Origin of the sequence: Streptomyces sp. NPDC051582 (assembly GCF_040681715.1) — a bacterium.
Taxonomy (GTDB): Bacteria; Actinomycetota; Actinomycetes; order Streptomycetales; family Streptomycetaceae; genus Streptomyces.
Genome location: NZ_JBFAZJ010000013.1, coordinates 14,123 through 36,019, shown reverse-complemented (window position 1 = coordinate 36,019; position 21,897 = coordinate 14,123). Strand labels below are relative to the sequence as shown.

The following is a 21,897-nucleotide window of genomic DNA, read 5'->3' as shown; positions in this document are numbered from 1 at the left end:
GGACCTCCGCAGCTTAATCCCTGGTGGCGGGGCTCGCGTTCGCCGAGGATGGTGGCATGACCACCACCACCACCACCACCGGATCCCATCGCACCGAGCCCTCCACCACCGCGAACGAGCGGGAGATGCTGGACGGCTGGCTCGACTACCACCGCGCCACCCTCGCCTGGAAGTGCGAGGGCCTCGGGGACGAGCAGCTGGGCCGCGCCGCGCTCCCCCCGTCCGAACTGAGCCTGCTGGGCCTCGTACGGCACATGGCGGAGGTCGAGCGGTACTGGTTCCGCGAGATCATGCTGGGCGAAGAGCTCCCCGAGCTGTACTGCACGCAGGAGGACCCGGACGGCGACTTCCACTTCGGCCCCGGCGAAACGTGGGCCGAGGCCGAGCGGACCTGGCAGACCGAGGTCGAGCTGGCGCGACAGGCCGCGGCGGGCCGCTCACTGGACCTGGCGTCGGATTCCGAGAGCCACCACCGCGGCGAGACCTTCAGCCTGCGCTGGGTCTACACGCACATGATCGAGGAGTACGCGCGCCACAACGGGCACGCGGACCTGCTGCGCGAGCAGATCGACGGCGCGACGGGCGACTGACGCGGGCCCTACGGCGGCCGTACGGCGACCACACGCCGGATCGCGGCGCGCAGGTGACGGGCGGGTGTCCGGGGGATGTCCGTCACCCGTGCGGGGTCAATTTCGGCTCCGGGTTTTCGCAACGGGGTCCTCGCACAGCAGAGTTGCGCGAGTGCATCCAACGCGAACCACGACAAAGCTGCTGCTCGGAGTCGCCTGTGCCGTCTCGGCCGTCTCCGGCTGCGTGAATGTGACGCCCGCCCCGATGCAGCCGGCGGCGGCGCCCGGCACCGCGGCGGCGCCGCCGCGCCACGAGCCGCGCGGCGGACCGGGGGCCGTACCGGTGGAGGTCCAGGCTCCCGCCCTGGAGGCCCTCAAGGCGGTGCCGGGGGAGGCCGGGCGGCCGGCGGCCACCACCGGAGGCGTGCAGTCCGCACCACGGGGTGCGCAGGCTCGGGCGGGCGCTGCCGCACCGGCGGCCGAGGCGGCCTCACAGGCCGTCCCGCCGGTGCCGGACATCCCGGAGCCCCGTCGGCCCGCTCGACGCGCCTCAGGGGGCAAGGGTGGCCGTACGGACCCCTCGGGGCCGGACGCGGAGGTTCCGCGCGAGCTGATGAAGGAGCTGCCGGTGCGGCCCGCCGACGTCTGCGCGCTGGGCCGCCGGCACGGGCGCTGGCACCCGGACAGCCCGGAGGCCCGTATCTGCTCCGGCGTCCACGGCGGCTGAGCGACCGCCGCGGGCCTGCTCCGCGAGGGGCCTGCTAAGGGTGCTGCTCCGGGAACGGCCGGGGTCCCCCGCGCGGTTCCCCGGCCAGGCGCCGCTCCAGCCGGGCGATGGCGGCCCGTACGCCGTTGCCGTACCCGTCGTCGGACAGGGCCCCGGTGGCGGCCCGGGCGCGGGCCAGGTGTCGCCGCGCCGCCTCGGGCCGGCGGAGCTTGACGTAGTCGGCGGCCAGGTTGAGGTGCAGCGACGGGTAGAACACGCGCACGGCCGGATGGGGCTCGTGCCGCGCGGGCAGTCCGTCGCGCGGCCCCGGCCCCGGCCCCTCCGCGGCGGTAAGGGCCCGCAGGTCCCAGGCCAGTTCGTCGGCGGGATCGTCCTGGGCGTCGGCCATGTAGTGCGCGAGCGTGCAGCGGTGGAGGGAGTCCCCGTCCTCGCCGATCTCGGTCCAGATCTCGCCGAGGCGGTTGCGGGCCTCCTCGCGGTCACCGGCGTGCAGCAGGATCACGGCCTGGCCGATCCTGGTCATGACGGCGTCCTCCGACGCCTCCTGCTGCTCCGTCACGGCGGCCTCCGGCTCGCTCTGCCAGACCTGCTCCGGTCTGATCGTCACGACGCTAACCGGAGGCACCGGTTCTGACACCGAGGCGCGGTGGGGCGTCAGCCCAGGTCCGGGATCGTCCAGTCGATCGGCTCATGGCCCTGCGCCGCGACGGCCTCGTTGATCTGCGTGAAGGGCCGGGAGCCGAAGAACTTCTTGGCCGAGAGCGGGGAGGGGTGGGCGCCCTTGACGACCGCGTGCCGCTCCTCGTCGATCAGCGGCAGCTTCTTCTGCGCGTAGGCGCCCCAGAGCACGAACACGGCCGGGTCGGGGCGGTCGGCCACGGCGCGGATGACCGCGTCCGTGAACTTCTCCCAGCCCTTGCCCTTGTGCGAGTTGGGCTCGGCCTCACGGACGGTGAGCACCGCGTTGAGCAGCAGGACGCCCTGCTGGGCCCACGGCATCAGGTACCCGTTGTCCGGGATGGGGGTGCCCAGCTCCGCGTGCATCTCCTTGTAGATGTTGCGCAGGGAGGGCGGGGTCTTGACCCCGGGCCGCACGGAGAAGCACAGGCCGTGGCCCTGGCCGGCGCCGTGGTACGGGTCCTGGCCGAGGACGAGGACCTTCACCTGGTCGAAGGGGGTGGCCTCAAGCGCGGCGAAGACCTGCTCCCGGGGCGGGTAGACCGGCCCGTTCGCCCGCTCCTTCTCGACGAACTCGGCGAGCTCGTCGAAGTAGGGCTTCTCCAGCTCGTCGCCGAGGACGGGGAGCCAGGACTCGGGCAGCATCTGGGTCACGTCTACAACCTCCGGTACAAGTTTCGCGCGACTGCGCGGTGCAACAGCTCAGAACCTACCGGGGGCCACTGACAACGCCGCATCCGCGGGCGCCCGGAGGCTCCTGCGGATGCGGCGTGCGTACGGCGGGCGCGGCGGGTGCGGCTGCTGCCCGCGGGTGCTGCGGCTACCAGCTGGTCTTGCGGTACAGCTCCCACATCTGCATGGCGGTCTGCGGGTCGAGCGCCCGCTCGGCGCCCGCGATGTCCTCGCGGGCGGCGACGTACAGCTTGCCCTGCCACAGCGGCAGCAGCCGGACGTCCTCGGCGAAGATCTGCTGGGCCTGCTCGAACTCGCGGACCCCGGCCGAGCGGTCGCTCTCGCGGCGGGACTTGGGCAGCAGGTCGTTGAGGATCTCGGCGGGCTCGTACGGGGTGCCGACCGCGTTCTCCTTGCCGACGAACGGCGCGATGAAGTTGTCCGGGTCCGGGAAGTCGGGGAACCAGCCTCGGCCGAAGACCGGGTACTCGCCGTTCTTGTAGCCGACCTGGAAGACCTTCCAGGGCTGGCCGCGCAGGGTGACCTTGAACAGGTTGCTCTCGTCCAGCTGGCGCTTGAGCTCGGTGAACTCGTCGGCCGTGGAGGCGCCGTAGCGGTCGGTGGTGTACCAGAAGGTCAGCTCGACGGGCTGGGTGATCCCGGCGTCCTTGAGGATCTTCTGGGCCTTCTTGACGTCCGCCTGGCCGTACTTGTCGTAGAAGGGCGTCTTGTGGCCCACGACCCCCTTGGGGACCATCGAGTACAGCGGTTCGGCGGTGCCCTGGTAGACCTTGGAGACGATCGCGCCGCGGTCGATGATCTGGGCGATGGCCTGGCGCACGGCCGGCTTTGCGACCTGCGGGTCCTTGGGGTTGAAGACCAGGTAGCGGATCTCGGCGCCGACGTTCTCGACGACCTGGAGGCCCTGCGCGTGCGACGCGGGGGTCTGGAGGTCCTTGATCTCGGGGGCCGACAGACCGCGGTAGGTGGCGTCGATCTCCTTGGCCTTGAGCGCGGCGACCATCTTGGCGGAGTCCGCGAAGTAGCGGATCGTGACGCCGTCGTTGCGCCGGTTCGCGAAGCCGTTGTAGGAGGCGTTCTTGCCGAGGACCGCCTCGCCGCCCTCCTTGTACGAGTCGAGCACGAACGGGCCGGAGCCGGTGATCTTGCCGTCCTCGCGGACCTTGTCGGCGGGGTAGTCCTTGGGCGCGACCAGCGAGGCCGCCGGGGAGCCGAGGACGAAGGGGAAGGTGGCGTCCGGGGTCTTCAGGTGGAAGACGACCGTCAGCGCGTCCGGGGTCTCGATCTTGTCCAGGCTGCCGAAGAGGTCCTTCGGACCGGTCTGGGAGTTGATCGTCCGGATCCGGTCGAGGGAGTGCTTGACCGCCTTGGCGTCGAGCGGCTCGCCGTCCGAGAACTTCAGGCCCTTTTTCAGGGTGCAGCGGTACGACTCGTTCCCGGAATCCGTGAACTCGCAGCCCTGGGCGGCGTCGGGCTGGGGCTTGGTGGCTCCCGTGGGGAATGCCAGCAGGGTCTGGTAGACGTTCCGGTACAGCTCCCAGGAACCGTCCCAGGCCGCGGCGGGATCGAGGGTGCTCGGGGCGCTCGTCGTGCCGACGACGATTCTCTTCACGGCGTCGTCGCTGTCGTCCGAAAGCAGACCGCATCCGGCGAGCAGGGATATGGACGCAAGGGCTGCAGTGATCTGCAGGCATCTGGTCCGGATGAACACGTGCACGCTCCTCGATCAGCCAGGGGTGCGGCAGACCCTACCGCAGTGCCTCACAAATCCAATGGGCAGGTTTCATGTGACACTTGACCGATTTCGTGCCTGTTAGGTACGCATTTGCCTCCCCATGGGAGGCAAATGCGTCCGATTATCGATCAGTGCACTCCGGCATTGAGGAACATTCCTCCGTCGACGACCAGAGTTTGGCCCGTGATCCATTCCGCTTGTGCAGATGTAAGAAAAGCCGCCGCCCCGCCGATGTCCGCCGGAACCCCCAGCCGGCCGAGCGGATACGCCGCCGCGGCCTCCTGCTCCCGGCCCTCGTAGAGCGCCTGCGCGAACTTCGTCTTGACCACCGCGGGGGCGATCGCGTTGACCCTGACCCCGGGCGCCATCTCGTGCGCGAGCTGGAGGGTGAGGTTGACCATGGCGGCCTTGCTCATCCCGTACGCGCCGATGAAGGGCGAGGCGGAGACCCCGGCGATGGACGCGATGTTCACGATCGCGCCGCCGTTGTCCTTCTGCCAGGCGTGCCAGGTCCGCTGGGCGAACCCGAGCGCCGAGATCACGTTGGTCTCGAAGACCTTGCGCGCCACGCCGAGGTCCAGGTCCGCGATCGGGCCGAACACCGGGTTGGTGCCCGCGTTGTTGATCAGGAAGTCGACGCGCCCGAAGGCCTCCATCGTCCGCTCGACCGCGACGGCCTGGTGGGCCTCGTCGTGCGCCTTGCCGGCCACTCCGATCACCCGGTCCGCACCGAGCGCCTCGACGGCTTCCTTGAGGGCGTCCTCGTTGCGCCCCGTGATGCAGACCCGGTCGCCGCGGGCGACGAGCGCCTCGGCGATGCCGTAGCCGATGCCCCGGCTCCCTCCGGTGATCAGCGCGACCTTGCCGCTGTCCGCCGCCCTCTGCGTGCTGTTGTCCGTCATGTGCTGCGCCTGCCTCTCGTCAGTTGAGCGGGCCGCCGGCCACGTACATGACCTGGCCGGAGACGAAGCCGGCGGCCTCGCCCGTGAAGAAGGCGATCGCGTTGGCGATGTCGTCCGGGCGCCCGACGCGCTGCACCGGGATCTGCGTGGCCGCGGCGGCCTGGAAGTCCTCGAAGCCCATGCCCACGCGCGCCGCCGTCTGGGCGGTCATCTCGGTGACGATGAAACCGGGGGCGACGGCGTTGGCGGTGACGCCGAACTTGCCGAGCTCGACGGCCAGGGTCTTGGTGAAGCCCTGCAGGCCGGCCTTGGCGGCGGAGTAGTTGACCTGGCCGCGGTTGCCCAGCGCCGAGCTGCTGGAGAGGTTGACGATGCGGCCGAACTTGGCTTCCACCATGTGCTTCTGGCACGCCTTGGACATCAGGAACGCACCGCGCAGGTGGACGTTCATGACCGTGTCCCAGTCGTTCTCGCTCATCTTGAAGAGCAGGTTGTCGCGCAGCACGCCCGCGTTGTTGACCAGGATGGTCGGCGCGCCCAGGGTGCTCGCGACGCGCTCGACGGCCGCCTCCACCTGCGCCGCGTCGCTGACGTCGCAGCCGACCGCGAGGGCCTTGCCGCCGGCCGCCGTGATCGCCTCGACGGTGTCCTTGCAGGCCGCCTCGTCGAGATCGAGTACGGCGACCGCCCGGCCCTCGGCGGCCAGGCGCACGGCGGTGGCCGCGCCGATGCCCCGGGCCGCCCCGGTCACGATCGCGACGCGCTGCTCGGTGGTGGACATGGTGGATCTCCTCGCCCTCGGAATCCTCATCAGCGGCCGCCCGTGGGTGAGCAACCGCTTAGTAGCTTCAGCTGAGGAGACGCTAGGAGCCCTGGCACGCGGTGTCAACGGCCGCCGCCTCCGGGGCACCCCGAGGCGCGGCGGCCGTCGCACGGAACACCTCGCCGGTCTTCGTACGATCAGCGGATCAGCGGACCAGCAGGTCGAGCAGCCGTTCCACCTCGGCCTCCGGGTCGGCCGTCAGGCCGGTGTGCACCGGTCCGGGCTGCACCACCGTGCTGCGCGGGGCGATCAGCCAGCGGAACCGGCGGCCCGCGTCGTCGCCCGCCGCCTGGCCGGCCCGCTCGCCGCCGCTGCACACGCCCTCGACGGCACGCAGGGCCGCCCGTACGCCCGCCGCGTCGGCCTTCGGGTCCAAGGCGAGGAGCCTGGCCTCGTCCAGATGGATGCGCGCGGCCACGTAGGAGCGGGCCCGGCAGTAGACGATCACCCCGGCGTTGAAGCACTCGCCGCGCTCCATCCGGGGCACCACGCGCACCAGCGCGTACTCGAACACGTCCCGCTTGGTCACTCGCTGTCGCTCTTCATCTTCCGGGGACGGGGGTCGAGGCGGTCGGCGAGCCAGCCGGGCGGACCCGTCCTGACCTTCACCTCGGCCTCCATCGTGATCCTCTCGTGGATCGTGGCCGCGCGCGGCAGCAGCACGTCCACGTAGGCGCGGCGCAGCGCGTCGGTGGAGTCGAAGCCGGGCTCGTCGACCAGCCACTCGTCGGGCACGTCGGCGACGACCTCTTCGAGCAGCTCCCGCGTCACGAGGGGCGCGAGCGCGGCGGCGGCCGCGGCGACGTCCGGTCCGACGGGGGCCAGGACGTGGTCGCAGGCGTTGTACGGCTTGGCGGCGGCGCTCTGGGCGGTGGGCCAGTTGTGGTGCCAGATCATGGTGGCGCCGTGGTCGATGAGCCACAGGTCCCCGTGCCAGACCAGCAGGTTCGGGTTGCGCCAGGACCGGTCGACGTTGTTGATCAGCGCGTCGAACCAGACCACGCGGCCCGCCTCGGCCGGGTCCACCTGGTAGGCGAGCGGATCGAAGCCGATCGACCCGGGCAGGTAGTCCATCCCGAGGTTGAGTCCGCCGCTGGCCTTCAGCAGCTCCTGGACCTCCTGATCGGGCTCGCCGAGCCCGATCACGGGGTCGAGCTGCATCTGCACCAGCCGCGGGACGCGCAGGCCGAGGCGCTGGGCGAGGCGCCCGCAGACGACTTCGGCGACCAGGGTCTTGCGCCCCTGGCCGGCTCCGGTGAATTTCATGACGTAGGTACCGAGGTCGTCGGCCTCGACGATCCCCGGGAGCGAGCCGCCCTCGCGCAAGGGCGTGACGTAGCGGGTCGCGATCACTTCGGACAGCATCAGCCCAGGTTACGGGGGCCGGCGCGGGGAGCCCACCGTTCAGGCGGGAGCCCACCGCTCCAGCAGGGCGGCGGTGGTGGTGACGGTCGCGACGAGCGCCAGGCAGTTGCGGATCACCTCGGCGGTGTAGGCGGCGGGCACCCCCGCGATGGCGTCGGAGGGGACCACGACCCGGTAGCCGAGGTTCACGGCGTCGAAGACGGTGTTCGGGATCGCGATGTTCGAGGAGACCCCGGCGACGACGAGGGTGCGGATGCCGAGGTTGCGCAGGAGGGGGTCCACGTCGGTGCCGGCGATCGGCGAGAGCCCGTGCAGCCGGCGGACCACCAGGTCGCTTTCGGCCACCTCGATGGGGGCCGCCACCTCCACCGCCGGGCTCCCCGACAGCTGCCGGACGGGCAGCTTCCCGGCGGCCCGGAACAGCCGCGCGTTGTCGTTCGCGGCCAGCCCGTCGGGCCGTCGCTCGGCGATCGCGTGCAGCACCTGCACGCCGGCCGCGTGCGCGGCGTCCACCAGCGCGGCCACCCGCCCCAGCATCCCCGAGTCCCGCGCCTCCTTGGCGAGTTCGGGCAGGGCGCTCTCCTCGCCGACGACGCCGCTCTGGCACTCGACGGTGAGCAGCGCGGTGGTGGCGGGATCGAGTTCCGGCATGGCTCCCCCTGGTGTGACGGCGATCGATCCCGCATGATTCCTGACACTCAGTCAGATGTGAAGGGGTGCGGGACGGATGGACGGATCACAGCGGCGGGGCCGCCGCATCATGATGACCGACGAGGAAGTGGACGCCTTCCTGCGCGAGCAGCGCACCTGCCGGGTGGCGACCGTTTCCGCGGACGGCCGCCCGCACGTGGGAGCCCTGTGGTTCGCCTGGGACGGGGCCTCGATGTGGCTGTACTCGATCACCCGCAGCCGCCGCTGGTCGGACCTGCGCAAGGATCCGCGGATCTCGGTGGTCGTGGACGCGGGCGAGGCGTACGACGAACTGCGCGGGGTCGAACTCTGCGGCAGCGCCGTCTTCGTGGGCGAGGCGCCGCGCACGGGCGAACCCTGCCCGGAACTCGCCGAGGCGGAGCGGCTCTTTCCGGCCAAGAACTTCGGCGTCGAGGAGATGCCGCACGACGGCCGCCACGCCTGGATCCGCCTCACCCCGGAGTCGATCGTCTCCTGGGACTTCCGCAAGCTCTGAGGTCCTACTCGACCGCGGCGGCGGCCTGTTCCAGGGCCGCCACGGCGGCCCTGATCGAGGGCCGCCGGTCCGCGTCCGCCCGCCACACGACGTACACGTGACGCCGGACGGAATCATTCACGGGCAGCAGCCGGACCCCGGCCGGCACCGGACCGCGCCCGAGCCGGGGCGCCACGCACACCCCGAGCCCGGCCTCCACGAAGGCGAGCTGGGTGTGGTGCTCCTCGGCGATGTGCGCGATGCGCGGCTCGACGCCGGTTCCGCGCAGCGTGTACACGAGCCACTCGTGGCAGAACTGGCCTTCGTTCCAGGAGATCCAGTCGTCGTCGGCGAACTCGGCCATGGAGATCCGGTCGCGGCCGGCCAGCCGGTGGCCGGCCGGGACAGCGATGTCGCAGGAGTCGTCGAGGAGGTGCGCCCGGGTGAGCTCGGCGGGCACGGGCATGCGCTTGTTGTGCCAGTCGATGGCCAGCGCCAGGTCGAGGTCGCCGCGCACGACCGCCGCCATGCTGTCCTCCGGCTCCTGCTCCCGCACCCGGGTCCGCAGTTCGGGGTGTCCGGAGCGCAGGGCCGTCAGCGCCTGGGGCAACAGCCCGCGCATGGCCGTCGGGAAGGCTCCGATCCGCAGCTCGCCGACGGCGCGGCCCCGCTGGGCCTCGACGTCGGCCTGGGCGAGTTCGACCTGGGAGATGATGCGGGCCGCGTGATCGGCGAGCAGCCGTCCGGCGTCCGTGAGCCGGACCCCGCGGCCGTTCTTGGCCAGCAGCGGCTGGCCCACCTCCCGCTCCAGCTTGGCCATCTGCTGGGAGACGGCGGAGGTGGTGACGTGGAGCCCGTCGGCCGCTCCGCCGACCGAGCCGTGGCGGGCGAGGGCATCGAGGGTACGCAGGCGCTCCAGGTTCAACATGTAAGCGATGCTACGCCGTCACCGCCATGAAATCTCGCTTGTCCTACGTAGTTGAGCGGAGCAGAGTTCTCCCCATGAGCGCACCCGCCACCCCTCGCCCCGCCCCTGACCTCAGCATCTCCCCACCGGTCACGGCCGTCCGCGCCGCCCGGGTGGACTGGCGGATCCGCTTCGCGATCCTCTCCGTGGTCTGGGGCTTCAGCTTCCTGCTGATCAAGGTGGGCACGGAGGCCTACGCCCCCTTCCAGGTGGCCCTCGGCCGGGTGTTCTTCGGAGCGCTCGCGCTGCTGACCGTGCTCCTGGTCCGCCGCGAGCCGCTCCCCCGCGGCCGCCGCACCTGGGCCCACCTGTTCGTGGCGGCGCTCCTGCTCAACACCGCCCCCTTCTCGCTGTTCTCGTACGCCGAGCTGAGCATCCCGTCGAGCCTGGCCGGGATCTGCAACGCGACCTCGCCGCTGTGGGGCATGGCGCTGTCACTGGTGGCCCTGTCCGAGGACCGCCCCACGCGCCGCCGCTTCGCCGGCCTGGGCCTGGGCTTCCTCGGCGTCCTGACGGTCCTCGGCGCCTGGCAGGGCTTCTCGGGCATCGACGCCAAGGGCACCGCCCTCGCCCTGCTCGCCTCGCTCTGCTACCCGATCGGCTGGATCTACGTCCGGCGCACGCTGGCCTCGGTGCCGGGCTCGCCGGTGGCGCTGACCGGCGCGCAGCTGATGGTCTCCACGCTGCAACTGCTGGCGGTCAGCGCCGCGTTCACCTCGGCCCCGGCCTCGTTCCCGCTCTGGCCGACGCTGTCGGTGATCGCGCTCGGAGCCCTGGGCACGGGAATGGCCCTCCAGATGCAGTACGGGCTGGTGACGGAGATCGGCCCGACCACCGCCCAGATGGTCACGTACTTCATCCCGGTCATCGCCACCACGGCGGGCGTCCTGCTCCTCGGCGAGCAGCTCCACTGGAACACCCCGGTGGGCGCGGCCATCGTCCTCGCGGGGGCGGCGCTCAGCCAGACCCGCCGCCGGTAGCAGGCGCGGCGCGGCCGGCTACCCGCAGTCGCCGAGGATCGGCCCGGAACCGTCGGGCGTGCAGGCCGCCCACATCATGAACAGCTCCAGCAGGACCGCCACGGCGTTGAGCAGGGCGCAGACGAACGCCAAGAGCCCGGGCCAGGCGTCCCAGATCCGGACGCCGCAGCGCCGCCGGATCCACCGGGCGAGCAGCAGGCAGGCGACCATGGCCGACCGACCGAGGACCGGCCCCGACCACGCGGCGACGTGCTCCATCTCAGGACCGGGACGAGCAACGCCGCGATCACCGTGCCGGGTGTGACCGGGCTCTCCCACTCGGTGTCGGTCGTCCTTCTTGTCCCAGTGGTCGAGCGCGTACCGCACCATCTCGACCGGGTCGATCTTCCCGTCGGGTCCGCGCAGTTCGCGCCCGACCTCGGGCGGCAGGCCCTTGAGGTCGGCAGGGGTCACGGAGTCGGCCCGCATGAGGGGACGCCTCGACGAGGATCTCGTCGTGCGCCCGCGACGGGAGGGCCGGGCCGGGTGCGTCAGTCGAAGCGGCCGCCCGCCGAACGGCGTACCGACGCGGCCACCGCCGCCGCGAGGCCCGGCACCTCGCCCGGCTGCACGCCGGAGACCGTGATCCGTACGCCCGGCCCCGACTCCACCCGGAACCGGCTGCCCGGGGCCACCGCCCAGCCCGCCGCCAGCAGCCGCGTCACCGCCCCCGTCTCGTCGGCGACCGGCACCCACACGTTCATCCCGCTGCGCCCGTGCGCCGCCACTCCCCGCTCCCGCAGCGCCGCGACCAGCGCGTCCCGCCGCTCCGCGTAGGAGCGCGCGACCGCCGTCCGGTCCACCGCCCCCGAGCTCCACAGCTCGACCACCGCGTACTGCAGCAGCCGGCTGACCCACCCCGGGCCCAGCCGCTGCCGCCCCCGTACCCGGTCCAGGGTCACGGCGTCGCCGGTCAGCACCGCCAGCCGCAGGTCCGGCCCGTACGCCTTCGCCGTCGAGCGGACGAGCGCCCAGTGCCGGGTCACCCCGCCGAGCGAGTGCAGCGGCAGGTCCACGATGGCGTGCCCGTGGTCGTCGTCGACCACCAGCACCTCCGGATGGCGCGCCAGCACGGCGCGCAGCTCCGCCGCCCGCTCGGCGCTCACCGCAGCCCCGGTCGGGTTCTGCGCCCGCGCCGTCACCACCAGCGCCCGTGCGCCTTCCCCGAGCACCCGCTCCACCGCGGAGACGACCGGGCCGTCGTCGTCCACCGCCACGGGGACCACCCGCAGCCCCAGCGCCGCCGCCAGGTCCAGGACGCTCCCCCAGCCCGGGTCCTCGATCGCCACCGCGTCGCCCGGCCGCAGGTGCGCGGCCAGTACCCGCTCGATCCCGTCCAGCGCCCCCGAGGTCACCCCCATCGGCCCGGCGGGAACACCGTCCGCGTCGAGGTCGGCCCGGGCCAGCCGCTCCAGCTCCGGCACGACCGGGTCGTCCCCGTACAGCGTCGGCGCCTGCGCGTACCGCCGGGCCGCCTCGGCCAGGGCCCCGTCCAGCGCGGGCAGCAGCCGCACGTCCGGATTGCCGGACGCGACGTCCCGCGCGCCGGGCGGCACCGCCACCCGCAGCTCGTCGCGCGGGGCACTGGCCGGCCGGCCGCGGACCCGGCTGCCGCGCCGCCCGTCGGTCTCGATGACCCCGCGTTCGCGCAGCGTCCGGTAGGCCGCGGCGACGGTGTTCGGGTTCACCCCGAGCACGCCCGCGAGCTCCCGCATCGGCGGCAGCAGTGCTCCCGGGGCCAATGCGCCCGACCCGACGCCCGCCTCGACGCTCGCCGCGATATCCGATGCGCGACGCCCTGTGATCCGATACTCTCCTAGCACAAAGCCAAGTATGCACTAGTACAACGGAGAACGCACCATGACCGCCACGACCGACACGCAAGAGATCCCCGAAACGTCCGGGGCGACCGGGGCGACCGGCGGCGGCTACGAGCCCACCGACCGCACCGTCCCGAGCCGCTCCCGCGAGCGGGCCCGCTACGACCGCGAGACGGTCCACTCGATACTCGACCAGGCCTACGTCTGCCACCTCGGCTTCGTCCGCGACGGCGCCCCGGTGGTCCTGCCGACCCTCTACGGGCGCGTCGGCGAGACCCTCTACGTCCACGGCTCGACCGGCTCGCGCCCGCTGCTCGCCGCGGGCCAGACCGACCCGGGGCTGCCCGTCTGCCTGACCGTGACGCACGTGGACGGCCTGGTGCTGGCGCGCTCCGCCTTCCACCACTCGATCAACTACCGCTCGGTGGTCGTGCACGGCACCGCCCACCAGGTGACCGACGAGGCCGAGCGCCGGATGGCCCTCGACGCCCTCGTCGACCACGTGGTTCCCGGCCGCTCGGCCGACTCCCGGCCCGCCAACGCCAAGGAGCTCGCCGCCACCGCGGTGATCCGCCTCGACCTCGACGAGGTGTCGGCGAAGATCCGCACGGGCGGCCCCAACGACGAGCCCGAGGACACGGGCCTGCCCTACTGGTCGGGCGTGGTCCCGGTCGCGCCGGTGCACGGCACCCCGATCCCGGCCGACGACCTGACCCCCGGGATCGCCACTCCGGACTACCTCGCCGCGCTCTGAGCCCCGAGCGGCTCACCGGACTCACGCGACTCACGGGCGGGCCGGACCTCCGGTCCGCCCGCAGGGCCGTCCCCGGCCCTGCCCGTCTCCGCCGCGATCAGCGCGCCCACGGCCGTCAGCAGCAGTACGGTGCCCAGCACCACGGCGCCGGTCAGCCGCTCCCCCAGCACCAGGACGGCGATCACGGCCGCGCTCACCGGCTCGATCAGCATGATCACGGACACCGTCGCGGCCCGCACCGCGGCGGCCCCGGTGAAGTACAGCGCGTACGCCAGCGCCGTCGGCACCGTGGCCACGTACACCAGCAGCCACAGCACCCGCCCGAGCTCGGCGGTGTGCGGCACCAGCCCCTCCGCCGCGGCGAGCGGCAGCAGGCACACCGTGCCGACGGCGACCGACCAGGCGGTGGTGACCAGCGGGTCCCCGCCCGCCCCGCGCCGCCCCAGCCAGCGGGCCCGCAGGGTCATCCCGGCGTACCCGGCGGCCGACAGCAGGGCCCAGCCGACCCCGAGCGGCCGCACCTCGCCCCCACCGCCGCCCAGGACGAGAACGGCGAGCCCGGCGAGCGCCCCCACGACCGCGGCCACACCGCCCCGGCCCAGCCGCTCGCCCATCCAGTACCGCGCCCCGACCGCGATCAGCACGGGTCCGGCGCCCAGGGTGACCACCGTGCCGACCGCCAGGCCGGTCTCGCGCACGGCGGCGAAGTACGCGGCCTGGAAGAGCGTGAACATCAGGCCGGTGCCGATGAGCGAGGCCGCCGACGGCCGCGCCGCGGCCCGGGCGGCGGCCGCCGCGGCCCGGGGCCGGCGTACGGCGAGCACCCCGAGCAGCACCACCAGCCCGCCGGCGCACCGCCAGAACGACAGGGCGAGCGGGCCGAGGTCACTGGCCAGGAAGAGGAGGGAGGCGGCCGCCCCGGCGGTGCCCCAGGCGGCTCCCGCGACGACGAGGTACAGCAGACTGCGCCCGGAAGCGGGCGAAAGATTCGACACGAGTGTGCTCCGCGCATGCGTGAAGGATGAAGGGGAAGGTCATCGCTTCGCGGGCAGCGCGGATCCGCCCGGGAACTCTCCGGGCCGGATCCTCGTCACAGGGGCAGCTGCCCGCGGCTACGCGGCGGGAGGCGGAAGTACGGTCGAAGGCACGATCGCCACCTTAGGCTCTCGTCGTCTCGCGGTCCAGAACGAGCGCCTCCGGATCGGCCGCCCCCGGCGGGGTGGGCCGCGCGGACTGCGCGATGAACGCCCCGCCCAGCACCAGCGCACCGCCGACGATCTGCGGGGTCGAGAGGTGCTCCTTCAGCAGGATCCAGGCGAACACGGTGGCCACCACCGCCTCCAGGCACGCCACGACACCGGCCACCTGCGGCGAGAGCTTGCGCACCGAGACCACGCCGGTCAGGTAGGCGAAGACGGTCGCGATCAGCACCACCCAGCCGAGCAGGACCCACGCGGACACCCTCAGGTCCCCCATCGAGGCCTGTCCGCCCAGCACCTGCCAGTCCATCTGCCACGGCCGGGCGATCACCGTCATCACCAGCGCGCCGATCAGCATGCCGAACGCGATCACGCCGATCGGGTCGGGTACGTCGTCCTCGGCCCCGTCGCCCGCGCCGTGGTCCGCGAACACGAAGTAGAAGGCCTGGCAGCAGGCTGCGGCGAGGCCGAGCAGCACACCGAGGGGGTCCAGGCTCAGCCCGGACCAGATCTCCACGACGCAGGCCAGCCCCGCGACGGCGACGGCGGCGCCGGCCGCGGCCGCCCGGGTCACCGGCTTGCGCTGTACGAAGCGGATCCAGCCGAGCAGCAGCGCCGGGCCGAGGTACTCCAGCAGCAGGGCCACGCCGACCGGGATCCGGGACAGGGAGGCGAAGTAGAAGGCCTGGACGCCCGCGACGGCGACGATCCCGAAGCCGACGAGCAGCAGGGGTTTGCGCACCAGGAGCCGGCGGTGGCGCCAGGCCAGCGGGGACAGCACCAGCGCCGCCCCGGCCACCCTGAGCCAGACCATGTGGAGGGGGTCGAGACCTGCCTCGATCAGCGGCTTCGCCGCCACACCGGAACCACCGAACGCAACGGCCGAGACGAGCGCGAGGCCCAGTCCGGCGTTTCTCCCTGACGCTTGCATCGGGCCATCATGGCAGGGCCGGTCAGGACCGTCATGGGCGTGACACCTGTTGAGACGGATCCGAGACCGCGCGTGACCGCACCGATGATTTCTGACAGGTCGTCAGTATTGAATGTTCCGCCCGCCGGGGCTACCTTCCGCCGCACGTACCCGACGAGAAGGGGTGGCCGCATGGCCGAAGTGACCGCGGAATCACGCATCGAGGCGTCCGCCGCGAAGGTCTGGGCCCAGCTGACGGACTGGGCGGCGTACGGCGAGTGGAGCATGACCCACACCAATTTCCCCAAGGGCGGCCCCGAGACCCTCGCGGTCGGGGCGACCTTCGTGGAGAACATGAAGATGATGGGCTTCCCGGCCGAGGTCGCCTGGAGCGTCTCGGAGCTGGAGGACGAGCGCCTCTTCGCCATTACGGGCAAGGGCCCGATGGGCGTGGCCATCCTCACCCGGTACACCCTGGTCCCGGACGGCGCGGCCACCACGGTCCGCATCGACGGGGAGTTCAACGGGGCCGCCGTCTCCCTCATGGCGGGCAAGCTCAAGGACTCCGCCACCGCCGCCCTGAACGAATCGCTGCGCAAGCTGGCCGGCCTGGTCGCCTGACCGCCCCACCCGGCCCCCACCCCACCCCGCCCCGACCCCTTCCCGGGCGGGCACCCGCATACGGCGGCGCGCCCCGCGAGAGGACTCGCGGGGCGCGCCGTTTCCATCGTGCGGGCCGGCTCAGTGCTCGTCGGCCAGGATCAGGTAGAGCTTCTTGCGGGCGTCGTTGATGACCGCGAGGGCCTTCTCGCGCTGCTCGGGCGAGCCGGTCTTGAAGACCTGCCCGAAGGCCTCGAACAGGCCGATCCCGGCCGTCCGGACCTCGTGCATCGCCTCGAAGTCGAACCCGCGCCCGGCATCGGCCCAGGGGGCCTCCGCGCCGGACTCGGCCTCGGTGCGGCCGGCGTCCGTGAGCGTGAACAGCTTCTTGCCGCCCTCGCTCTCGCTGGAGATGAGCCCCTCGTCCTCAAGCAGCTGGAGGGTCGGGTAGACCGATCCGGGGCTGGGCTTCCAGGCCCCGCCGCTGCGCTCGCCGATCTCCTGGATCATCTCGTAGCCGTGCATCGGCCGGTCCTTGAGCAGCGCCAGGATCGAGGCGCGCACATCTCCGCGCCGGGCCCGGCCGCGCGGTCCACCGCGTCCGCCGCGCCCGCCCCAGGGGCCGCCGCCGAAGGGCGGTCCGAACGGGCCGAAGGCGGCGCGCCGCCCCTTGAACTCCTCCCGACGATCGGGCCCGCAGTGCCCGTGGCCCCGTCCGTGCTCGTGCTGTCCGTGGTCGTGCTGTCCGTGAGAACGCATGGCTGCGCTCCTTTCGTCTTTCGGTTTCCCGTCATCGCTCTTGCGATGCCTCAACTATCGCTGACCCATCGCGACACGTCAACGATATATCGGAAACTCATACCGAACACGGCTGCGACCAGGCCAGTCATCCGCGATTGGCCTTTGTCGGCGATCGAGAAACGGCCCTACCGTCGGTCCATGCGCCTCCGAATCGTCGACGCCTTCACCGACCGCCCCTTCCGCGGCAACCCCGCCGGAGTGCTCCTCCTCGACGGCGGGTTCCCCCCGGACTCCTGGCTCCGGCAGGTGGCCGCCGAGGTCAACCTCTCCGAGACCGCCTTCGCCCACCCCCTGCCGCCCGGCGGGGACGCCGACTGGGCCCTGCGCTGGTTCACCCCGGCCGCCGAGGTCGACATGTGCGGCCACGCCACGCTCGCCACGGCGCACGTCATCGCGACGAGCGGCCTGGCCACGGGGCTGATCCGGTTCTCCGCGCGGTGCGGAATCCTCACCGCCGAAACGGCCGGGGACTCGACGATCACCATGGACTTCCCGACGTCCTCGCTGACCCCGGTGGAAGCGGATCCCGTGGTGCGCAACGCCCTCGGCGCGGAGATCAAGTCCGTGCACGACACGTCCGAACACATCGGCGACCTGCTCGTCGAGCTGGCGGACGAGCGGGCCGTGCGGGAGCTCGCCCCCGACCACGCCGCCCTGCGCGGCCACGCCCGCCGCGGGGTGATCGTCACCGCGGCCGCCGAGGACCCCTCCTGCGGGTACGACTTCGTCTCCCGCGGCTTCTTCCCGGCCGTCGGGATCGACGAGGACCCCGTTACCGGCAGCGCCCACACCGCGCTCGCCCCGTTCTGGGCCGCCCGGCTGGGCCGTACCTCACTCGTCGGCCTCCAGGGCGGCGCGCGCACCGGACTCGTCGCGGTCGAGCTGGCGGGCGACCGTACGCTGCTGACCGGCAACGCGGTCACCGTCATCGACGGCGAACTGCTCGCACACCCCCACGCCTAGGGGGTGTCTACGGCGTCGGCAGCCAGCCCACCTTGCCCGCGAGCAGCGCGTACCCGCCGAAGGCCACGATGTCGAGCAGGGCGTGCGCGACCACGAGCGGCATGACCCGGCCCCAGCGGCGGTAGGCGAGGACGAAGACGACGCCCATCACCATGTTGCCGATGAACCCGCCGATGCCCTGGTAGAGGTGGTACGAGCCGCGCAGCGCCGAGCTGGCCAGCAGGGCGGCCGTCGGCGACCAGCCCAGCTGGTCGAGCCGGCGCAGCAGGTACGCCAGCACGATGACCTCCTCCACCACGGAGTTCTGCACCGCGGAGAGGATCAGTACGGGGAACTTCCACCACACGTCGGGCAGCGCCTCCGGCACCACCGTCAGGTTGAACCCGCTCGCCCGCGCCCCCAGGTAGAAGGCCAGCCCCGCGCTGCCGATCCCGGCCGCCACCAGGGCCCCGCGCCCCAGGTCCCAGCCGGGCCGGCTCCGGTCGAAGCCCAGCACGCGCAGCCCCGGCACGCCCTCCCGGGTCAGCAGGTGGGCGACCAGCAGCACCGGCACCAGGGCGGTGCCGATGCCGAACAGCTGCCAGGCCAGGTCCAGCCAGGGCCGGCCGGGGGCGTACGAGCCGTTCAGGGTGGCGGCCTGGTCCTTGAGGCCGCCGGGCTTGGTCAGCGATCCGATGAAGCTGATCAGCGAGGAGACGGCGCTCGCCCCCAGCGACAGCGCCAGCACGAGCAGCGTCTCGGTGCGCAGCATTGCGCGCCCGTCCTCGTGCAACGCCTTGACCACCGGCTCCGGCTCCGCCCGCACGTCCGACTCCGTCCCGCCGTTCCGCTTCGTCCACCCCATACTGCCCCCTCGGCAGGGGAAGCGGATCACCGGACCCGGAGCGGACCTGAAGCGGACCCGCAGCGGGCCCGGAGCCGACGCGGGGGCGGCCGGATCAGCGCCGTACCGGCACCGCGGCGCCCACCTCCTCGTCCGCCAGTCCCACCGGCCAGGTGTGCACGGGATCGCCCTTGTGCATCAGCTCGCTGTAGCGCCGGGTGACGGCCGCCAGCGCCTCGTCCCGTTCCATCCCGGACGCCAGCGCCCGGTGGTAGGTGTCCACCTGCCAGGTCGCCCCGTTGACCCGCCGCTGGCAGCGCTCCTCGATGATGCCGAGGTAGTGGTCGCGGTCGGCGGGCTCGATGCCCCACGCGTCCAGTCCGGCCGCCGCCATCGGCAGCAGCTCGTCCAGGACCAGCCGTACGGCGGAGACGCTCGCCAGCCCGCCGCCGCGGCCCCGGCGCGGCCAGCGCAGCCGTGCGTCGATGCCGTAGCGGCAGGCCGCGTCGAAGTTGGCCTCCGCCTCGGCGAACGGCAGCCGCGTCCACACGGGCCGCTGCTCGTCGGCGAGCGTGCGGACCAGCCCGTAGTAGAAGGCGGCGTTCGCCACCACGTCGGCGACCGTCGGCCCGGCCGGCAGCACCCGGTTCTCCACCCGCAGGTGCGGCATCCCGTCGGCGACCCCGTACACGGGCCGGTTCCACCGGTAGACCGTCCCGTTGTGCAGGACCAGTTCCTGCAGGCTCGGCACCCCGCCCTCGGCGAGCACGCGCAGCGGCTCCTCCTCGTCGCAGATGGGCAGCAGGGCCGGGAAGTACCGGACGTTCTCGGCGAAGAGTTCGTACGCCGACTCCACCCAGCGCTCCCCGAACCAGGTCCGCGGCCGCACCCCCTGGGCCTGCAACTCGGGCGGCCGGGTGTCGGTGGCCTGCGTGAACAGCGGTGGCCGCGACTCGCGCCACAGCTCGCGCCCGAACAGGAACGGCGAGTTGGCGCCGACGGCTATCTGCACGGCCGTCACCGCCTGCGCCGCGTTCCACACGTCGGCGAACCGCCCGGGCGTCACTTGCAGGTGGAGTTGTACGGAGGTGCAGGCGGCCTCCGGGACGATCGACCCGGTGCTCCAGCTGAGCCGCTCCACCCCGTCGATGTCGAGCAGGAAGTCCTCGCCCCGCATCATCAGGATCTGCTCGTTCAGCAGCGAGTAGCGGTCCACCGCGGAGAGGTTGGCGGCGACCAGGTCGGAGCGGGTGAGCGTCGGCAGGATGCCGATCATCACCACCCCGGCGTCCATCTCCGCCGCCTGTCGGTGCGCATAGCCGAGACCCGCGCTCAGTTCCTCGGCGAGCTGGTCGAATACCCGACCGCCGAGACGGTGCGGAAGTACGTTCACCTCCAGGTTGAACATTCCGAGTTCGGTCTGGAAATCCTGGCTCGCTATCCGCTCCAGAACCTGCGCATTCACCATTCTCGGCAACCCGTCCGAACCCGCCAGATTCAGCTCGATCTCCAGCCCCATCATGTTCTTGGGGCGATCGAACCTCTTCTCCGCCAGAAGTCGCTCCAGCCCCTCCAGGCACTCGTGGAGCTTCCTCCGATACCTCTGCCGATCGGACAGGTCGAATCCGCCCGCCACGACCTTCTCCCCCATCGGAGCGTCCCTCCTCGATTGCGCCCGGCCCATGCCACCCGGGCGCGCGTGTACGGTCGATGATGCCCCGGAGGCGAGATCCATAACGCCGAGGGGGCGTGCGTGGCGGGGAGCGCGCGCCGGTTTGGCCGAAGGGCGCTATGGCACATTCACTTGGCAAGGCGTCGTATGCAAATTCCGCGCGGGTTTTGCCGGTTCCGGATAATGGGCGCTTTCCAGCCGAGCCCCCGTCCGGTAACCTCCGAGGTCAGCGCGACATGTTCGCGCGCAAGCGGCATGAAAGCCATGACAGCGGGACCGGTAAGCGACTTGTCGGCAATAGGCGGGACAGCTACCCGAAACACTGCGTGAACACATGTCGTATAAACTCCGCAAACGAGGCAGAGAGTTGGCGCGCGGCCATTGCCCCTCAGCCCCCCTCTGGCCCCAGAATGCGACAGCGCCGTCCGCACCTGCCCCGTTCCCCAGGTCTCCCAAGTGAGAGGCGACCCACCATGCCGCTGCATGTCCCTCCGGCTCCCGCGCCCGCCCTGCGCAGCGTCCTCGCGGCACTCGGTTCCCCCACCGCCGTCCACGAGGCGCACACTCCGGCCCTGCGCGCGCTGCAGGGTCCGATGACCGCCGAACTGCCGCTGCCGGTCCACGTCCTGGACCGGCTGAACGTCTCCCAGCTGGCGACGGGGGGCCGCCCGCCCCGCACCCGGCTGACCGCCTGGCGGTTCCTGATCCGCAGCGGCGACCGCTACGTCGCCGCCGCGGACACCCGGCTGACGCCGGACGGCTGGGTCTTCTCCCATTTCTTCGAGGGCCCCTACGTCGCCGCCACCGAACGCGCCCTGCGCCAGGCGGAATCCCTCGGCAAGAACTACCAGCCGCGCTTGCTGTCCGTACCGGAGCTGTACATGCTCACGCTGTGGCTGCACGGGGCGGTCGGCGCCGACCCCTCCGCCGGGCTGCCGGCCGCCGCGGACCTGCTGGTTCCGCTGGCCCCGGCCCCGCCCGGCATCGCCCCGTACCGGCCGCACCCGGTGTCCGAGCTGTTGCCCGTGATGACGCACCGACTCACTCCACCGAGCCCGCCGGTCCCGCCGTCGCTGGCCGCACCGGCCGCCTGAGCGGGTTTCGAGGCTGCGGTCCGGCGGCGCTGAGCAGGTGCGTTCCCTGCCGGTGGTCCGTACGACCCATTCGGCCTAGCCCAGTCGGGCCACCCCCGAACCACCCGAAATGACAGGGGAGTTGAGCTGAACCGCCCGCACGGGTGATGCGTCATCAATCTATGAGGACAGCTGCCGGGAAATCCCTGCGGACGCAACTCCGGAGGGCAACACTGGGACCCTGACCAAACCAAGACGTTGATACGGGGGGCGGCCATGAACAAAGCTTCGAGCCGCAGCACACAGACCACACCGCAGCGAAAGAACGCATCCATGTGCCAGCACCAGCCAGCGTGCCCGTCAGCCGACTCCGCCGACCGGGAGGCCGCCAAGCCGTTGGCCAACCACCCGGAACAGGGCTGGAGCCTGCTGTGCAACGGCGTCCTGCTCTTCGAGGACACCGGTGAGCTGCTGCCGGACGGCCAGATCATCGCCCCGCACCGCCCGCTCGCGGCGGCGCATGTGATGAAGGCGGCCTAGCCGGCGACAGCACTGAACGGGAACGGAGCGCAAGAGAACGACGAAGGGCCGGCCCGGGAATGATTCTCCCGGACCGGCCCTTCGTCATGCAGTCACTTC

At 72.2% G+C, this 21,897-nt stretch carries 25 protein-coding genes; 9 read left to right on the top strand and 16 right to left on the bottom strand.

Features of this window, described 5'->3' with window-relative positions; genetic code table 11:
* Positions 1-56: 56 nt before the first annotated feature.
* Positions 57-590, top strand: coding sequence for a DinB family protein (locus AB0M92_RS18370; RefSeq protein WP_366103232.1), 534 nt, complete (start codon positions 57-59; stop codon positions 588-590).
* 151 nt (positions 591-741) lie between these two features.
* Positions 742-1,296 (top strand): hypothetical protein, encoded by a 555-nt coding sequence (locus AB0M92_RS18365; protein ID WP_366103231.1) that lies wholly within the window; start codon positions 742-744, stop codon positions 1,294-1,296.
* Between the two features lie 34 nt (positions 1,297-1,330).
* Here AB0M92_RS18365 and AB0M92_RS18360 read toward each other — a convergent pair whose 3' ends face one another.
* The 8 genes from AB0M92_RS18360 to AB0M92_RS18325 form a co-directional block, all read right to left on the bottom strand.
* Positions 1,331-1,855, bottom strand: coding sequence for a hypothetical protein (locus tag AB0M92_RS18360; RefSeq protein WP_366103459.1), 525 nt, complete (start codon positions 1,853-1,855; stop codon positions 1,331-1,333).
* A gap of 95 nt (positions 1,856-1,950) precedes the next feature.
* Entirely contained in the window at positions 1,951-2,619 is a 669-nt protein-coding gene (locus AB0M92_RS18355; RefSeq protein WP_366103458.1) for a uracil-DNA glycosylase, read from the bottom strand.
* 175 nt (positions 2,620-2,794) lie between these two features.
* Complete coding sequence (locus tag AB0M92_RS18350; protein WP_366103230.1) at positions 2,795-4,378, bottom strand: ABC transporter substrate-binding protein; 1,584 nt, start codon at positions 4,376-4,378, stop codon at positions 2,795-2,797.
* A 152-nt stretch (positions 4,379-4,530) separates the two neighbouring features.
* Positions 4,531-5,304, bottom strand: coding sequence for an SDR family oxidoreductase (locus AB0M92_RS18345; RefSeq protein WP_366103229.1), 774 nt, complete (start codon positions 5,302-5,304; stop codon positions 4,531-4,533).
* A 19-nt stretch (positions 5,305-5,323) separates the two neighbouring features.
* Entirely contained in the window at positions 5,324-6,085 is a 762-nt protein-coding gene (fabG, locus tag AB0M92_RS18340; RefSeq protein ID WP_366103228.1) for a 3-oxoacyl-ACP reductase FabG, read from the bottom strand.
* A 187-nt stretch (positions 6,086-6,272) separates the two neighbouring features.
* Complete coding sequence (locus tag AB0M92_RS18335; RefSeq protein WP_366103227.1) at positions 6,273-6,656, bottom strand: DUF3037 domain-containing protein; 384 nt, start codon at positions 6,654-6,656, stop codon at positions 6,273-6,275.
* On the bottom strand, positions 6,653-7,492 hold the full coding sequence (locus AB0M92_RS18330; RefSeq protein WP_366103226.1) for a HipA family kinase: 840 nt from the start codon (positions 7,490-7,492) through the stop codon (positions 6,653-6,655). Before AB0M92_RS18330 ends, AB0M92_RS18335 begins: the two co-directional genes overlap by 4 nt.
* A 39-nt stretch (positions 7,493-7,531) precedes the next feature.
* Complete coding sequence (locus tag AB0M92_RS18325) at positions 7,532-8,143, bottom strand: isochorismatase family protein (protein WP_366103225.1); 612 nt, start codon at positions 8,141-8,143, stop codon at positions 7,532-7,534.
* Positions 8,144-8,219: 76 nt separating this feature from the next.
* Between AB0M92_RS18325 and AB0M92_RS18320 the strand changes: the two genes are divergently transcribed.
* A complete protein-coding gene (locus AB0M92_RS18320) occupies positions 8,220-8,678 on the top strand; it encodes a pyridoxamine 5'-phosphate oxidase family protein (protein ID WP_366103224.1) in 459 nt (152 codons plus the stop codon).
* Positions 8,679-8,682: 4 nt separating this feature from the next.
* Here AB0M92_RS18320 and AB0M92_RS18315 read toward each other — a convergent pair whose 3' ends face one another.
* Complete coding sequence (locus tag AB0M92_RS18315) at positions 8,683-9,585, bottom strand: LysR substrate-binding domain-containing protein (RefSeq protein ID WP_366103223.1); 903 nt, start codon at positions 9,583-9,585, stop codon at positions 8,683-8,685.
* A 74-nt stretch (positions 9,586-9,659) separates the two neighbouring features.
* Between AB0M92_RS18315 and AB0M92_RS18310 the strand changes: the two genes are divergently transcribed.
* Positions 9,660-10,604 (top strand): DMT family transporter, encoded by a 945-nt coding sequence (locus AB0M92_RS18310; RefSeq protein ID WP_366103222.1) that lies wholly within the window; start codon positions 9,660-9,662, stop codon positions 10,602-10,604.
* Between the two features lie 18 nt (positions 10,605-10,622).
* Here the strand turns inward: AB0M92_RS18310 and AB0M92_RS18305 are convergent, their stop codons facing one another.
* Both AB0M92_RS18305 and AB0M92_RS18300 read right to left on the bottom strand, forming a co-directional pair.
* Complete coding sequence (locus tag AB0M92_RS18305) at positions 10,623-11,072, bottom strand: hypothetical protein (RefSeq protein ID WP_366103221.1); 450 nt, start codon at positions 11,070-11,072, stop codon at positions 10,623-10,625.
* Positions 11,073-11,134: 62 nt separating this feature from the next.
* A complete protein-coding gene (locus AB0M92_RS18300; protein WP_366103220.1) occupies positions 11,135-12,466 on the bottom strand; it encodes an aminotransferase class I/II-fold pyridoxal phosphate-dependent enzyme in 1,332 nt (443 codons plus the stop codon).
* Positions 12,467-12,503: 37 nt separating this feature from the next.
* Here AB0M92_RS18300 and AB0M92_RS18295 point away from each other — a divergent pair, with 37 nt between their 5' ends.
* Positions 12,504-13,217, top strand: coding sequence for a pyridoxamine 5'-phosphate oxidase family protein (locus tag AB0M92_RS18295; protein WP_366103219.1), 714 nt, complete (start codon positions 12,504-12,506; stop codon positions 13,215-13,217).
* On the opposite strand, the gene AB0M92_RS18290 is transcribed toward AB0M92_RS18295, so the two are convergent.
* Positions 13,199-14,212, bottom strand: coding sequence for a DMT family transporter (locus AB0M92_RS18290; RefSeq protein WP_366103218.1), 1,014 nt, complete (start codon positions 14,210-14,212; stop codon positions 13,199-13,201). The two genes, AB0M92_RS18295 and AB0M92_RS18290, sit on opposite strands and share 19 nt — an antisense overlap.
* Before the next feature lie 163 nt (positions 14,213-14,375).
* Positions 14,376-15,347: an EamA family transporter gene (locus AB0M92_RS18285; protein ID WP_366103217.1), complete on the bottom strand. Its 972-nt coding sequence runs from the start codon at positions 15,345-15,347 to the stop codon at positions 14,376-14,378.
* Positions 15,348-15,518: 171 nt separating this feature from the next.
* Between AB0M92_RS18285 and AB0M92_RS18280 the strand changes: the two genes are divergently transcribed.
* On the top strand, positions 15,519-15,947 hold the full coding sequence (locus tag AB0M92_RS18280; RefSeq protein WP_366103216.1) for an SRPBCC family protein: 429 nt from the start codon (positions 15,519-15,521) through the stop codon (positions 15,945-15,947).
* A 120-nt stretch (positions 15,948-16,067) separates the two neighbouring features.
* On the opposite strand, the gene AB0M92_RS18275 is transcribed toward AB0M92_RS18280, so the two are convergent.
* Positions 16,068-16,685, bottom strand: coding sequence for a PadR family transcriptional regulator (locus AB0M92_RS18275; protein ID WP_366103215.1), 618 nt, complete (start codon positions 16,683-16,685; stop codon positions 16,068-16,070).
* A gap of 180 nt (positions 16,686-16,865) precedes the next feature.
* Between AB0M92_RS18275 and AB0M92_RS18270 the strand changes: the two genes are divergently transcribed.
* The gene (locus tag AB0M92_RS18270) at positions 16,866-17,690 is read left to right on the top strand and encodes a PhzF family phenazine biosynthesis isomerase (RefSeq protein ID WP_366103214.1); all 825 of its coding nucleotides are present in this window, start codon (positions 16,866-16,868) and stop codon (positions 17,688-17,690) included.
* Between the two features lie 7 nt (positions 17,691-17,697).
* Here the strand turns inward: AB0M92_RS18270 and AB0M92_RS18265 are convergent, their stop codons facing one another.
* Both AB0M92_RS18265 and AB0M92_RS18260 read right to left on the bottom strand, forming a co-directional pair.
* A complete protein-coding gene (locus AB0M92_RS18265) occupies positions 17,698-18,441 on the bottom strand; it encodes a CPBP family intramembrane glutamic endopeptidase (RefSeq protein WP_366103457.1) in 744 nt (247 codons plus the stop codon).
* Between the two features lie 187 nt (positions 18,442-18,628).
* Positions 18,629-20,164 (bottom strand): glutamate-cysteine ligase family protein, encoded by a 1,536-nt coding sequence (locus AB0M92_RS18260; protein ID WP_366103213.1) that lies wholly within the window; start codon positions 20,162-20,164, stop codon positions 18,629-18,631.
* A 494-nt stretch (positions 20,165-20,658) separates the two neighbouring features.
* On the opposite strand from AB0M92_RS18260, the gene AB0M92_RS18255 reads away from it, so the two are divergent.
* Positions 20,659-21,279 (top strand): hypothetical protein, encoded by a 621-nt coding sequence (locus tag AB0M92_RS18255; protein WP_366103212.1) that lies wholly within the window; start codon positions 20,659-20,661, stop codon positions 21,277-21,279.
* Between the two features lie 312 nt (positions 21,280-21,591).
* On the top strand, positions 21,592-21,798 hold the full coding sequence (locus AB0M92_RS18250; RefSeq protein WP_030158404.1) for a DUF5999 family protein: 207 nt from the start codon (positions 21,592-21,594) through the stop codon (positions 21,796-21,798).
* Positions 21,799-21,897 lie beyond the last annotated feature (99 nt).